This window comes from Citrobacter sp. wls613, assembly GCF_005281195.1.
Classification (GTDB): domain Bacteria; phylum Pseudomonadota; class Gammaproteobacteria; order Enterobacterales; family Enterobacteriaceae; genus Citrobacter; species Citrobacter gillenii.
In genome coordinates this window covers 1-15,440 of the sequence record NZ_SZXN01000014.1, presented here as the reverse complement: position 1 = coordinate 15,440, position 15,440 = coordinate 1, and the positions used below count along the sequence as shown (strand labels likewise).

The 15,440-nt window shown below is 49.0% G+C and carries 11 protein-coding genes; all 11 read right to left on the bottom strand.

Features of this window, described 5'->3' with window-relative positions:
* Positions 1–115: 115 nt before the first annotated feature.
* The gene (locus tag FDX01_RS23290; RefSeq protein WP_249360847.1) at positions 116–808 is read right to left on the bottom strand and encodes a hypothetical protein; all 693 of its coding nucleotides are present in this window, start codon (positions 806–808) and stop codon (positions 116–118) included.
* Positions 809–829: 21 nt separating this feature from the next.
* Positions 830–2,332, bottom strand: a complete 1,503-nt coding sequence (locus FDX01_RS03460; protein WP_249360846.1) for a hypothetical protein — start codon at positions 2,330–2,332, stop codon at positions 830–832.
* Between the two features lie 14 nt (positions 2,333–2,346).
* Positions 2,347–4,857: a type VI secretion system Vgr family protein gene (gene vgrG, locus FDX01_RS03455; protein ID WP_137399236.1), complete on the bottom strand. Its 2,511-nt coding sequence runs from the start codon at positions 4,855–4,857 to the stop codon at positions 2,347–2,349.
* A gap of 376 nt (positions 4,858–5,233) precedes the next feature.
* On the bottom strand, positions 5,234–5,881 hold the full coding sequence (locus FDX01_RS03445) for a hypothetical protein (protein WP_137399235.1): 648 nt from the start codon (positions 5,879–5,881) through the stop codon (positions 5,234–5,236).
* A 77-nt stretch (positions 5,882–5,958) separates the two neighbouring features.
* The gene (gene tssH / locus FDX01_RS03440; RefSeq protein WP_137399234.1) at positions 5,959–8,583 is read right to left on the bottom strand and encodes a type VI secretion system ATPase TssH; all 2,625 of its coding nucleotides are present in this window, start codon (positions 8,581–8,583) and stop codon (positions 5,959–5,961) included.
* 161 nt (positions 8,584–8,744) lie between these two features.
* Entirely contained in the window at positions 8,745–9,236 is a 492-nt protein-coding gene (tssD, locus tag FDX01_RS03435) for a type VI secretion system tube protein TssD (protein ID WP_117342662.1), read from the bottom strand.
* Positions 9,237–9,253: 17 nt separating this feature from the next.
* Positions 9,254–10,918, bottom strand: a complete 1,665-nt coding sequence (locus tag FDX01_RS03430) for an OmpA family protein (protein ID WP_137399233.1) — start codon at positions 10,916–10,918, stop codon at positions 9,254–9,256.
* Positions 10,919–10,921: 3 nt separating this feature from the next.
* Positions 10,922–11,563 (bottom strand): type VI secretion system protein TssL, short form, encoded by a 642-nt coding sequence (gene tssL / locus FDX01_RS03425; RefSeq protein WP_117342663.1) that lies wholly within the window; start codon positions 11,561–11,563, stop codon positions 10,922–10,924.
* A gap of 5 nt (positions 11,564–11,568) precedes the next feature.
* Positions 11,569–12,906 (bottom strand): type VI secretion system baseplate subunit TssK, encoded by a 1,338-nt coding sequence (gene tssK / locus FDX01_RS03420; protein WP_117342664.1) that lies wholly within the window; start codon positions 12,904–12,906, stop codon positions 11,569–11,571.
* A 23-nt stretch (positions 12,907–12,929) separates the two neighbouring features.
* Positions 12,930–14,462, bottom strand: coding sequence for a type VI secretion system contractile sheath large subunit (gene tssC, locus FDX01_RS03415; protein ID WP_137399232.1), 1,533 nt, complete (start codon positions 14,460–14,462; stop codon positions 12,930–12,932).
* Between the two features lie 65 nt (positions 14,463–14,527).
* Positions 14,528–15,025 (bottom strand): type VI secretion system contractile sheath small subunit, encoded by a 498-nt coding sequence (gene tssB / locus FDX01_RS03410; RefSeq protein WP_137399231.1) that lies wholly within the window; start codon positions 15,023–15,025, stop codon positions 14,528–14,530.
* Positions 15,026–15,440: the final 415 nt, after the last annotated feature.

Genomic DNA, 15,440 nt, shown 5'->3' with positions numbered 1-15,440 from the left:
TGCAGCCGGGCCTGCTCTTCCGCACTGTGCAGGGGGGTGACTGAGGTGGGGTTTTGATCGCAGCCAGCCATCGCGCTGACGGCCAGACTCAGGAGTAATAACGGATATTTTATCTTCATGACCATTCCTCAGAATTTGCGCCAGACAGCGGTGAAAATGTTCCCATACGCGGATAAAAGGGGTTATCCGCCGTCGTTAAGCGATACACAGTGGTATTGTTCATCGTTAGGGCATACCCCCAGGCAGGCGTCGTTCTTAATCTCTTATAGATAAGATCCATTTCACGGTCTTTATCGAAACCTTCCTGCAGAAAACGCCTTACCGCGTTCATTGAATTTTGCGCCACCATATATTTTAAGGCAGAGTTCCCCTCTGCCATATCACTCCCACTGGTATTAAATCGGCTAAATATCTGGAACCATTCGCGCTGCGTCTGAATGGATTGTAAAACAACAATAATCGCTTGTTTGCGCTCCTGATAAATATCGATAAAATAATCACCGCGATTATCAAAATCAAAATGATCCGCGACGCCGTGGCGGGTAAGCAGGTAGAGTAATATTCCTTTGGCCTCAGGAGTTCGCATCAGAAGTAAATCAGGGCTCTTAATAATATTTGCTGCCAGCTTATTTCTTCTTTCAGAATCACCAAAGACAGATTCAATGTCTTCAATTAAGTCATCAAATTCCTCACCTATTGACTTGACCGTTTCACTGCAAGCTGATAACCCATTTTTAATTGACTCTTCCATATCTGAAAGCAATAAAACACTAACCTGGGTAAAGGCCTCAAAAGCTTTCTGTGCCACTATTTCGAAAAACGCGTAGTCTTATCCATACAGCTGATAAATGAGCCATTTTGAAAATTCATAAAATTTGTCGAAATCCACTTCGGCTTCAAAACTGCCTTTTGCCCCGAGTCCGACACAGAGGCTGGCCGCGATTTTGAAACAAAACTTACCGTTAACGAAATCACACTGAAAAGTACCACCAATTCCGGCACCGGCCATTCCAACTAGGCTTTCAGTAAAGGTACAAAAATCGGCGAACTCGTTAGCTTCTTTGGCATCGTCTCCGGTCTTGCCCTGGCGCACGGTTAGTTCCGGCGGCTGCAACCACTGTACTCCACCTGCGAGCTTTAGTTCTGCGCGCGCGCCGCCAAAAGCTTCTGCGCTAACTTTGGCGCCATCTTCGTTTTCCTCTCTGGCCTTATGGAAGGTTGCTCCGCTCACATGCCGTTCACTAAATCTCGGTAGGCGCCCGGCACTGTTACCCATAATCATTTGCTTACCGCCATAGGTGGTAATCTGCAATTGCGCTTCAGCCTGGGCAGAGGCGCCCACAAAGCCAATCAGTGAGGTTTTCAGATAGAATCTGAGCATTCCCATTTTTAATGGTTCAGTTCGATTTTCAGGCTGAAATGTCAGGCTCCAGCCGACGCGATCCGGAAGATAAAATGTCGTTTCAACAATGCCAGAAGCCAGAGAAAGCGTGGCCTTGAACTCACCTTTGATAGCCAACTCTCCGGTTGATGGATCCCATTCCGCAGAAGCCGCCAAATTAGACGTACAGCGCATGAACTGCGCCCCAGCTGAAAAATCGATAAACTGGCCAATTTCTTTATGCGAAACCAGACTGTTATTCCAGCTTTCTGCCCAGCCCGTTAACGTCTCATCTATTAATTTCTTGTCGATTGGATCAAAAAGGTTTACACCTTTATTTTCGAATTCAAGATCTTTAATTTGCTTTTTTAATTTGGCAACTGATATACCTGTTATATTACCATTCTCTCTTTTTAGGATATTATCCGCATCCGATTGTTTAAATTTTACTTTATGTCTGACTCCTGCTCCCAAATTATCAACATATCCTTTTTTTGCAAAAGCATAGCGTTTCTTAGTGCCAGCGCCACCATTTTTTCGAGAGATAGGGATGAGCTCAACCACATCCTCATAACCAGCACCTTCAGATTCAAACTTACCAATTACTTTTTGTATAGCATCCCTTTTACTAGTTAAATTAGCTTCTTGACTAGCAATGTTATTCTCTTTATCAGTAAGGGCGGCACTTTCCTCTATTTTTGAATTTAATACACCAAACTCCTCAACAGCTTTAGAATATCCCTCGTTAGCCTGATGAAATTCATCAACTGCCGTCATTATTTCACTGGCATGCTCATCAAGATTTTTCGCTGCTGCCGTCGTTAAGAATAGTAACTCCTGATTTTCGGTACAATAATAGATATCACATGATTCATGTGATATCTGTAAGGCGTTATTTTCTTTTTTACTTAACTGATTCTCTGCTACGGGTAATGTGGATGTATCGCTCATGATACCAACCTATTTTATTCAAAGAATAACTTCATAGTCTGGGGTTCAAGGCCGTAATGAGATTGGGTATATCCATTCTCATCAGTCACACCACGAATAGTTTCACCACTTTCAGTTTCAATACGATATTTAATGTACGGTTTAGGCTTCCCATCCCCTTTATCAACGATCTGAAAAGCACCATTCATAGGGTATTTATATTGCGGGTCAGAAACACTCATCGGCTTAAGCGCTTTTTCAAGGATGCCTACTCCGCCCCACTGGATATCAAGACTTTTTAGCTTAAGACTCCCCGGTGCGCCAAGCTCGATGGATCCATCTTTGATTTTTATATACGCTCCGCCAGTACTGGTGAGTGTAATCCCCTGCTGGGCGTTTAAAACAACTTCACCATTAACGCTATTAATATTCATCGTTTTATCTGACTGCAATCGCATGGCATCAGTTTGCGCCTGAATATCGATCATTCCTCTGGCGGCAAAAATTTTCATACCCATTTTTTGGGCAAACAGACTAATTGCGTCTCCGGCGGCAACGGTCAGACGTTTAAACAACGTCAGATCTGCATTTTCTCCTGTTGTGACAGTTAAAGAATGCCCCGTGGTAAGCTGTATATTTTTAGGTGTGGCCACACCTATGCCAGCAGGGGCATTCAGTAACAAACCCGCCCCTTTTAATTGCGCCAGCGTTTTCGTCAGTTCCTGCTGTGAAGCGATATCGGCATCAAGTGAACCGGATACTTTGGCACTACTCGCTAACGCTGTAACCAGTTCGAGTGCATTTTGCAGCTCAGCAATTGCAGCACGCATGTCCAACATCTCTCCCTGGGCCTGCGGCTGGTTATACGCACTAATTAAGACCCCTTTACCGCCGCGTACCGCCACCCAGTCGTCCGTGCGTAGCTCTGCCCCTTCTCCCCGCAACGCACGCTGTGCATCCACGTTATGCCCCAGGTTTAGTTGCGTCTTCCCGCCGTACTCGGTGCTGAGTTTGACGTGCTCCTCGCCCCGTTTATCCTCCATACGCAGCTTGTTGTTCGCCGGCGTGCGGATGACGTTACGCGTGTTGTTTGCGTCCGTCACGTGGTCCGGGTGCCGCGAGTCATGCAGCGCGTGGGCGATATACGGTCGGTCCGGGTCTCCCTCGTGGAACGCCACCGCCACCTCCGTACCCTGTATCAGCGGGAAGTGAATACCGTAGGTGTCGCCGCCGTAGGGTTTGGCAAGGCGCAGCAGCATGCTCTCATAGCCCTGCTGTTTGCTGTCCTGGTCTGCGTCGAACTTCACCCGGTACAACCCTTCCGCCGTCTGGTGAGCATACATATCCCCGCTCTTCGGGCTGCTGACCCGCGCCGTCAGCGTGCCGCTCACCTTCGGCCTCGGCTTCAGCGCCGGGCGCCAGCACTGCGTCTCACTGTACGGCACACCCGCCAGCGTCACCTTCAGCGCCTCCTTCCTGCTGCCGCTGAAACCGGTGCGGATGACCACCACCGGCTGCTGCAGCACGCCCGGCAGCGTCGACGGCACGCTGCTGTCCGTCACCGTCAGCACCTGCCCCGGACGCAGCCCTGCATCCGTACTCACACCCGTTATCAGCGTCTGCTCCGCCAGAAAACGCTCATGGTCCAGCCGCGCCCAGAAGTTCGCCGTCTCCGGGGCCGGGTCGGATGCATCCCCCGCCTCCAGATGACGCGGTTTGTAGTGATACACCTCGCCATAGCGCATCTCTTCACCCTCGCCACTGGTGATATCCGCCCTTGCCGACTGCAGCACTTTCTGCGCTTCACGGTGGTTGTAATCTTTCGCTGTCACCCCCGCAGGTGCCACCTGATACCGGATGTTCAGACTCCAGACGGAGTCTGCCCCGCTGTCGCTCATCCCTGACGGACTGTCCAGCGCCAGCCGTTTGTCAAACTCATAAGCACTCTGCTGGTCAGCAAAATGCACCACTTCCGTGCGCGTATCCGGCTGCAGCGTGAAGAAGTAAAATATCCCCACTTCCGCCAGCAGACGCTCGATAAACGCCAGGTCACTCTCCTGGTACTGGTTTATCTGCTCACGCTTCGGGTAACTCTGCGTCAGCGTGAACTCATACTCCCAGCCGCGCAGCGCGTGCTCCTGCAGGATTTCGCCCACCACCTCCGGGACCGATTTATTCACGAAGAAACGGTGCGTGCGGAACTGTTTATCCAGCAGGGAGAGATAAGGCTCCACGATGATTTCGTGGCTGACCTGGTCCCGCGACCCCGCCAGACGCCGGAAGTGGGTGACCACGCCGTGCACAAACTTCACCGGCCGGGCACTGAGTAATTCCCCGCCTTTCATCGTCAGTAACGCCGGCTGGTTCAGGAACATATCGGCGGTCAGTTTAGGGCTGGTGCAGGTGAAATAAATCGAATAATGGTAGCGGACGCTTAACTGCTCCAGCCCCTCAAAACGCTCCACGTCTAATTTATACGGACATGAGGAAATAGTCAGACTATAGCGATTAAGCGAGGCTTCTGGTGTTGCTGGTTCCAAATTCATAGGGTTAACTCCGTTTAATAGCCCGACGTCAAAATCAGTTGAAAAAATGCGCTTTATAATTCATCAGAAAATTACTGCTCGCCATACCCCGATAAATAATCAGAACATCATTTATCAAACGCATATCGATAACTGACAAGCAACGCCCTTCGTGTTAAATTAGATCGTTATAGATAATCATCCCAATGACTACGCACGTGAGGCCAGAAAAGCCGCATCAAAACATACCCTAAAAAAATCAATAAAATGCTTACCGCACCCCAGAAATATCGATAATTATCTTCAGAAATAAAAAAGAACCAAATAGAAAAACCGATACCCAGAGTGCATAAAATATCACCTACTGCGAATATACAAAAATACATTAAATATATAGTTATATTTCTAAACTTCCCAGACCATCCAGAAAACATTGGCAAACCTCATTAAAACAATCTATATTTGTATTACTAATATCAATCGCTTTCTCAAAGGGTTTCACAATATCCTCAACAAGGAAATAAAGAAGATCCAAATCCCCCCGATCTCTTAGCTTTTGATAGTGAGACGGATTTCTTTCGGCAAGATAGCGGGATGTATAGATTGCTCTGGATACCTCCGCCCCCACTGCAAGAATTGTACCTATAGCAGCACCTGAAAAAAACGCAGCGACCAATCGTTCTGAGATCAGAATACCAAGATTAATGCCAGTTAATTTAGAAAATAACACTTTCCCTGCAATATTCCCGGAAACCCTCTCCGCCATTAAAACAAGATTTACTCTGGAAGCAAAATCATCAATAAAAACTCCAATAACTTTACCTATCAACTCCTTATTGAATGTTACTCTCTTAATAAGTAACGCAAACCTGTATGTATCATTCTGATTATTCCAACGATGTTCTGTATCCAGAAAATCATAGGCCAGATACCCCATGCTCACTGGGAATGATATAAATCCTTTTGCCAGAGCACCTAAAAAACCAGAATGATCAACATTAATCGCATCGAGCATATCTGTTGCTATATCTTTTGCACTATCCATATTTAGTCCTTTAGAAAAAGGTACGACACAGCACAAAATAAAGCCCAGCGATATGCTTATCACTGGACTTTATTTTCTCATTCGGGATCTAATATGAGCTCAATGCCCCCTTCATCACTCCAGCCCAAGGTAAGCTGCTGAGGTTTTTGCTGTGCGGCAAGATACGTTAACAACTGCTGGCTGAGTACTGGCAAGATTTGTTGATTCAGTAGACTGTCAATATTCCTCGCCCCCGTATCCGGCAGCAGGCAAGCGGCGGTCAGGGCATCAAAAAGGTTCTCGGATATCGTTGTGGTGATACCGTAGTGACGCAGTAATCGCTGGCTAACCTGATCCAGTTTCATCTGTACAATCGTACGTAACGCCGGTTCACTGAGCGGATGGTAGATAATGGTCTGGAAGCGCGCCAACAAGGCTGGCTGGAAGTGATCGCGTAAAAGTGGACGCAGTAGTTCATGCAAACCGGACTCTGTCGTTTCCGGCTGTTCATCCAGCATCTGCATAATAGAATCGCCGCCCAAATTGGAGGTCATCAAAATAACGGTGTTACGAAAATCAATTTCACGCCCTTCACCATCGCGCATAAAGCCGCGATCGAACACCTGATAGAACAGGTTCATGACATCCCTGTGCGCCTTTTCTACTTCATCCAGTAATACCACGCTATAGGGGCGTTTTCGCACGGCTTCCGTCAGAACTCCGCCCTGACCATACCCTACGTATCCCGGAGGTGATCCTTTGAGCTGGCTCACGGTATGCGGTTCCTGATATTCAGACAGATTAATGGTAATCAGCGACTTTTCACCGCCAAAGAGGATGTCGGCCAGCGCCAGTGCCGTCTCCGTTTTCCCGGTCCCGCTGGGTCCTGTGAGCAGAAACACACCCTGCGGGCCGTTTTCCGGTGTAAGGCCCGTTTTTGATGCACGCAGACGCTGCGCAATAGCGTTCAGCGCATACTCCTGGCCAACAACGCGTTTACCCATTTGGGTTTCGAGCGTCAGCAAATCGGCCTGGGAATCCTTCAGTAATGAGGAAATAGGAACACCGGTCCAGTCAGCAATTACCGTGGCAACAGCACGTGCATCCACATCCGGAAACAGCAAAGGATTACCCTGCTGAAGTGCATTAAGCTTGTGCTGCAATTCAGTCGTTTCTGCCTGACGCGAAATATCACGACGGCAGTCAATAAGCTGCTCAGTGAGGGTCATTTCCTGACCATACTGGGTTTCGCGTTCATCAAGTTCGACCAGCAGACAGTTTTCCTGCTGTTCAATTGCCGTCAGTCGTTCAGCATGTTGACCATTGCCTACGGCGATATCTTCAAGTAGTGCCTGCTTTTCCATTTCAAGCGCGGTGATCTCTGACTTTAAACGCGTGAGGGGTTCAGGAACAGTATCAAGACTCATCCGCACCCTGGCACCTGCAGTATCCAACAGGTCAACAGCTTTGTCCGGCAATTGTCTTCCCGTAAGATAACGGCGGGAGAGCGTAACAGCAGTTTTGACCGCTTCATCGGTGATATGCACGCCGTGGTGTTTGGCATAGCGCGATTTCAAACCACGCAGCATCAGACAAGCCGTTTCATCATCCGGCTCATCCACTTTTACCATTTGAAAGCGCCGTTCCAGCGCGGCATCACGCTCAAAATATTGTTTATATTCGCTCCAGGTGGTCGCCGCGATGGTCCGCAGCTCCCCTCTGGCTAGAGCAGGTTTGAGCAGATTAGCCGCATCCGCGCCCCCCGCCTGATTACCTGCACCAATGATGGTGTGAGCCTCATCGATAAACAGCAAAACTGGCGTTGGGGACTGCTGCACGGCATCAATAATGTTTTTCAAACGCTGTTCAAACTCACCTTTCACTCCCGCTCCCGCCTGAAGCAGGCCAAGATCCAGGGTGCGCAGCGTCACCGATTTCAGGCTATCCGGTACGTTACCTTCAGTAATGCGAAGCGCCAGGCCTTCTACCAGCGCGGTCTTACCCACTCCTGGCTCACCGACCAGAATCGGATTATTTTTCCGCCGACGTGACAATACATCCACCATCTGGCGAATTTCATTATCGCGACCAAATACCGGGTCGATATCGCCGGCACGCGCTTTCGCGGTCACGTCCAGGGTAAATTTATCCAGTACACCTTGTAATGCTGGCGACAACGTCGACTGAGCCAGGCCAGGACGCACTTCGTCATCTGGAAAAACCTGCGCCAGAGCGGCTTCTTGCTGTCTTTCCGGACGCTCATCCGACTGGGCATTTAGTAACGGCAGGAGCCGTTCCAGTTGGGTATGCCCGGCGCTCAGAAGCGGCCACAAACCATCACACTTCAGTAGCGAAGGCTTTCCCACCAGCGCCATCAGCAGATGTACGCCGCGTATTTGCGAATTTTCATCCGTCGCGGCACATAGCCAGGCCTGTTGCATTAAAGAAATAAGCGGTTCTGACAGCTGCGGACGGCTTTTAACGGAACGAGACTGGACATCAAGATGTGCCAGCAACGACTGCCAGAGATTATCAATATCCCATTCATAGCGCCGAGCGATTACCGTAATATCGCCCTCCCCTTGCTCCAGTAACTTCAGTAACCAATGCTCAGGTGTAATTTCTGCATGCGCTCGCGTTTGACATAACGATGCCGCAGCTTCAAGAGCCTGCGCGCAGTAAGGGTTGAGGCGCCGTAATAACACTGCTGACTGATGTTCCATTTGCTTCCTGACTCCCTGTATCCAGACACGCTACCGCCCCTGGCCGTAATCCAATGCCCATAAGGTAATATTGACGTTGTCACTCTCTGCTGAACGTGCTTTCCAAGCGCTCAGCAGAGGGCAAAAAAAAACGGATGAGGAAATCCTCATCCGTTTGAGCATTACGCGGTGGTACGCTCGTTCCAGGCGTCTGAATGGATGATATTGCCATCCTTGTATGTCCAGACGATCTTCTCGTAGCGCAGCTCAAGCTGCTCCAGGTGGTTGTGCTTCTCTTTGGCAGGGTCTTTGATGTCGTGCATCACTGGGTTTACTTTCACGACTTTGACGTTATGCAAAGTCGTATTGAAGTACTCCACTTCCTGACCCGCATCATTGATGCGATACCATTTAAATTCCGCCTGGCGCAAGGTCTGACCCGTGGTAACAGCCTTGTACAGATACGGGCTGGATGCATCGATTTCCTTGGTGAACATGAACGGCGTATGAATACGCGTCCCGGTCAGCTTACCGGTGTTATTATCGGTAGGGATGTACAGGTTATGTTCCTGAGCCACCACTTCGATACTGCCCTCACGATCTTTCACATCAACAGAACCTTTGATGTCCGCGCCGCCGTCGTCCTTCAGCCATAAGTAGACTGGAATAGCCATAATTCTTTCTCCATTTTTTACTTCGCTAATGCGTCACCGCCTTCCGGTGACGGTTCCTTCATACCCGGCGTCCGACAGGCATCAGCCTGCGGCACCAGACTGATTTCTACACGACGGTTGGCAGCCCGGCCTTCCGGCGTATCGTTTGTTTTATCAGGGCGCGATTCACCGTAGCCCTGAACGGCAAAGCAACTCTCAGGTACATCGCCGGTGTCACGCATCCAGTCACGAACGGACTCCGCGCGTTTGAGAGAAAGTTGCTGATTTGATTTCTCATCGCCAACATCATCGGTATGCCCAGCGACAACAATCAGCCAACCCGGTTTGGCTTTGATATTGACCAGTGCGGCGATGAGAATTTTTGTTGAATCCGCTTTTAAGGCCCATTTGCCGGTATCAAACAGCGACATACTGTCGAGACGGACGGTTTGCAGTGCTGCGATCTTCGGTTTTGCAGGAGGCACCCAGTCACTGATAGCCGCCCGAAGCGGAGGAATCAGTCTCATACCCTGATATAGGCCCATTGAAAGAGAAAGCGGTTCACCACGCTGGTACCAACGATCAAGTCGCTCGATATCACGCCGCAGTTGGTCCTGAGCCTGAATTTTAGGTTCGACGGGATTGCCAGTCAGACGGCTATATAAAGTCAGATGATCGTTTGTGACTCTGATCAGATGCTGGTTATTGATAAAACTGAACAGCATCGCCAGACCAACAAAAACACCACACAGCAAGCCACTCACGCCTACTGTGCGTTGAAATGCCGTTAATGCCCGGCGACGAGATAAAAAAGACAAAGCCAGATCCGGAAATGGCAGTAAAACGGATTCAGAAGACACTGCAGGAGAAAGCGTTGTCTGACTGGCAATATGCTGCTGCCACAGATTATTTTCTCTGCCGCTTAAAGAAGTGAAGCACACCACGCGCAAAGCTGAAAAAAGAGACGGAACATTACGCCCGGCATCACCTTGCACGATTTTCAGCCAATTCAATAAGTTATCCAGCCATATGGCATGGGTAAGATGAAAATGGCGAGCCGGACGCTCTTCCGAAGAGAATGGGGCAAAATCGTCTAAGCCCGTGGCAGACTGCACCTCCGCATCCTGAGGCGTACGAATAAACCAGCGCGCAGTTTCTTTACACTCAGGATAATTCAACCAACAGCACAACCATAACGGTGGTATTCCTGATAGCCAACGCCGACTCTGCATTACCACACGCCGCCAACTGAGCAGCATGTGCTTAAGCGCGTCTTCATCGTTATGCTGTTCCGGGGTCAACGCCAACATAACGGAAACCCGCATCAGAAGACCCGGACGTTGTACCGCTATTTGGCGAACCAGAACCGCAAAATGTTCCGGTGTCTGGACGCATAGATACCAGCCCTGTGAGCTTTCACAAGAAGCCCCTCGTGCGACAAACAATCGCTCACTATCACCACACACCAATACCACCGGCCCTTGAAAACTTTCAGGGGGTAGAGGCACGTCAATACCCGAATGATCAGATGCAAGTTGGCTATAGTGACGCCAGCCATAAACGATCCCTGGAATGGCCAACACCAAAATCAGAACGCTAAGACCGCCTCGCACACCGGTACTTACCGGGCTGAATCCCCAGATCAACAACAATGCCAACACGGTTGCCAGCACGTAGTTCACGATCCCTCGCAACTGGATCATGTCTTAACCTTGTCCAATAAGCAGAGTAACCTGCTCCTGCAGGACGTGAGAAAATACCAGCCACATGGCGCCTAACGTCACCGCCCCCACAACCCAGGCCGACCACCAGCGACGCTGCCCACCAGAAAAACCTGAGGCTCGAATGACCACAGGAGCATCGTGCTTTAATTTAAAAGGCATAGCCTGAGCCGCCAGCGCTTCAAGCACATCCTCACGACGTTCATCTCCCTGCTCACGATAACGGCCAACAAAACCGAGCGTGACCGCACGATAAAAACAGGTTAATACCGCGATATCGGGAACGGGCTCCCGAAGTACCGTACGGATACGTTCCCAAAGCTCTTCTCCGGCGTTGGTGGTATTAAAATAGCGGGCTTGCAATGGTGTGGCCAGCCAAGTGATATAACCGCTGTCCTGCCGATTACGGTTCAATACGCTTTCATCCAGTAATGCACATTGCGTATACAGCATGTGTTCAACGCTATGATCGCTGTATCCCATTTCACGTAAGGCTTCACGCGCAGAATCAACCCACTGACAGGCGCGCCGATAGAGCGCGGCCCCATCGTCTACGTCGGCGCCACTACGTAGCTGGCTTACGGCAAGCCAGGCCGGCCAGAAAACCTGATCGATGTCCTTCTTCATGTCGTTTAATCCCTTAATACTGCGAACAGCTCAAGTTGAATTTCTCCTAGCGTTCCTGGGACATAGAAGGCGCAATTACCCGCCTCCAGCATTGCCTGGGCAGCAGGATGATTAATCTCAAGCGCAAAATATTGGTTTTCCAGTCGTAACGGGATAGCCGCAGGTACATGAGTCAACGGTTTTAAAGGCACACCACTGAGCGCCACATTGACGACATCAGACACATCGGCTCGGCTACCTGCTTTGCAAAGCTGTGGAAACTGCGTCAGGAGTAAATGCGCAGGAAGATCCGAACGGACAGAAAGGTAAAAATCAGCCCCTTCACGCAATCGGGCATCCGCCAGAACGCCATACCAGAACTGTCGCTCCTGTATTAGTTCAATAGAGACAACACGAGAAGGCAGGCTGGCTTCCAGCAGTTCTACCAGCAGGGCAAACAATGGCGGGAATACGCGATCTGGATGGGTATGCTGATAAGGCGGTACAGCATTGACATCATGATCCAATGAAAACGTCAGGAGACTGCCTGCCAGTCGCGCCAGTTCTCGCCACAGTAGTTCAGGATGTCGTCCGGGATTTTCTAGCATTTCACTCAGCACGGGCTCCGCGCTATTGAGCGCATTTAGCAACCAAAAAAGCGATACATCTGCTACGGCAAAATCTGCCATTCGTTCGTTACTTTCGCGTCGCAACGCCATCAAACGGCGGCATCTGGCCCGGATGCGGTGCACCAAATCGCTCAGTAAATTCATCAATAAGGGGCTTGCCGTGAGTGAAAGTGAAGGCGGTAAAAAATCCCCCCCTAACTCCCATTGCCCTTGGGCATTTCGAATAAGACAAGCGACCGGACAGGTCAGATAAGCACTGTTATCATCATGGGCATACCGCAGCGTAATAGCATTCCGTAATACCGCCATATCAGTCCGTTCCTGGCCGGATAAGTCCTGGACGGGTAACCACTCCTGTTGCCAGCGACAAGGGCGACTGACACCGCCCCCTAATGACAAATTGCCGCCGTTTGCAGAAAGCAGCGGCAATGCCAGCACGACATCAACGTTGTTGTAGCCAGTGAGATGAGATAAATCACACGCCGGAGGCAGGTTGTCTGAAACACTCGTGTCCACTAACGTACCGTCAGGGAAACGCACGACCAGATTGACCGGATTTAAGCGAAAAACAGCCAGTGCACTTTCGTCAAACTCTGCGCTGATGACTCCCCACGGAGATGACAGTGACATACGGGCAACAACGTCAGCCACATAAGCATCCCAGCGTGTTTGTTGCTGAAACTGTTGGGGGGCCAGAAAGGCCCCTTCGCTCCATAATGGACGATAAATCTTCATCGCACCTCCTGTGCTCGGTATCGTTAAGATTTCGACTTCGGCATCTGTGAAACCAACGACAAGCTGACGTCCATCCCCTCAACCTGGAAGTGAGGAATGGCATACAGGCGCACACGGAAGAACCCTGGGTTATCCTCAATGTCCTCCACCACAACTCGCCCATCACGAAGCGGATGTGAGGCCTGCAAATCATCACCTGGATCCGTCATTTCGGTTACCAGACTGCGTAGCCAGTTGTTGAGTTCAAGTTCGAGCAAGCGACGATCTTTTGTCGTACCAATATTCTCGCGCTGCAAAATTTTCAGGTAATGCGCAATGCGGGAAAGCAGGAAAATATACGGTAGGCGTGAGTTAATTCGGCTGTTCGCTGTCGCTTCTGGGGTATCAAACTGAGCCGGTTTTTGCGCCGAGCTAGCAGAAAAGAAACAGGCGTAATCTCGATTCTTATAATAAGAAAGAGGAATAAAGCCAAGATTAGCAAACTCAAATTCGCGGGTTTCAGGGATCATCACTTCAGACGGAATCTTCACCTGATTACCGGTACCCAAATCGTACAAATGGATCGGTAAGTCTTTAACCGCGCCACCTGCCTGTGGGCCACGGATCTGAACGCACCAGCCATTCTTGATAAAACTTTTCACCATGTTCACAGCAAAAGAGAAAGATGCACTGGTCCACAGGTATTTATCGTGATCGGGACCTTTAACCTCTTCGACATAGTTAAAGCTACGTACCGGCACGGTATCAGGGCCATACGGCAGGCGGCCAAGTACCCGCGGCATTGTCAGCCCGATATAGCGGGAATCATCACTATCACGAAATGCTTTCCACTTGATGTATTCAGCACGTTCAAAATAATCGTTGATATCTTTAATCGCGGCGACGTCTTCCATATTATCTTTCAGGAAGAATTTCGGACCGACTGCGCCAATGAATGGCATATGACAAGCCGCTGAGACACCAGAAATATTGCGCAGAAGCGCAATATCTTGCGGGCTGTTGTCGAATTCATACGCGGAGATCATTGCAGCAATAGGCTCACCGCCAGGCTGATCGTATTCTTCAATATAAACATGACGATACAACCCACTCTGGATGAGCTCCGGCGCATCGTCAAAGTCATCGCGTAATGCGTCTTTACTGATATCCATCATTTCGACGCGAACGTTACGGCGAAAATCGATACCCATAATCATCGAATGCAAACCGCGCCAGAGCGATTCCTGCTTTTGGAATTCAGCATGGTGCATAACTTCATTGACCTGATCGCTAATCTGTTTGTCCAGACGCGCAATTTGGTCATCAAGTAGCGTTTTATCCAGACGCTCCAGTGGTTGTGTCGCATCTGCCAGACATGAGACTAAAACCTGAATGGCAGCGGTCACACGTTCAGCCGGAGCCGCATCGGAAAGCGCTTCATCACTCTGCCACGCATCGACATTTTTCAATGAAGAAACCGGAGCAAGATTAATTTTGTCAAAGAGGGACTGATAAACACTGCGCTCACCCGTCGTGGTGGTAGCCGCAGCTGAAGAGGTATGTTCCTGAACAGACATCAACATATTCCTTTAATGATCCTTTACTATTCCAGCCGCTTAAGCGGAGGAAACCCTGTATAGCGTTAAATCTCTTCTGGCATCATTGTTGCCAACTCATCACGCAACTCCTGACTCAGGGCAGGATCTTTAAGGACGATTTCCAGCTCACGGCGAAAAGCGGCGTTATCAAGTAAATTAGATTTCAAATCGCGCAGTAAATTACGCATTGCCAATAGCACGCGGAGTTGTGGGATATTTCGCGCTACCTGCTCCGGTTCAAAATCACGGATATTCTTAAAAGTAAGATTAATCTCTTCATTTAAACCGTCACCCGCTAACGTATTTACCACACTCAGGTTCACGGTTGGAGAGAACTTTGCTAACACGTCATTGAAATTATTTTTATTAATATCAACCTTTTCACGCTCAGATAATGGTCGCTGTTCTCTACCATTACTGAAATCACCCACAGTCAAAAGTTTTAACGGTAGTTCAACCTTCTTCTGAACGCCTCCTGTGTGTAGATCCAATTTAATGTTAACGCGTGCCGTCGGCACTTCATTCTGAAAACTGTCACCCATACGTCCCTCTCAAACCGGTGAATCCTACCGGTATATCACTTTTCCCAATGGCGCATTTTCCCTTTCCAATCACTCACAGCCTGACACCGTTGAGGGCGTTTTCTGCGTATGACGACCAGTGACTGTCAATAAGAATTAATGATTATAATTAGTATGCTAAGGTAATCCGATATTTTATAGACATTAAAAACTGATCGAAATCACTATTTCATCAAATAACACATTGATATTATTTATTTAAATCAAGGAAACAAGAAAAATTACATCTAATACAAACAAACAAAAATAATTAAATCAAAATGCATTCATTGAATTAATGACAAAATAAAAAAACAACTTCATTTGATGAATATCTGAATAATTTTATATAGCCACCACAACTAGGGAAGGTGCGAATAAGCAGGTCATTTCTTCC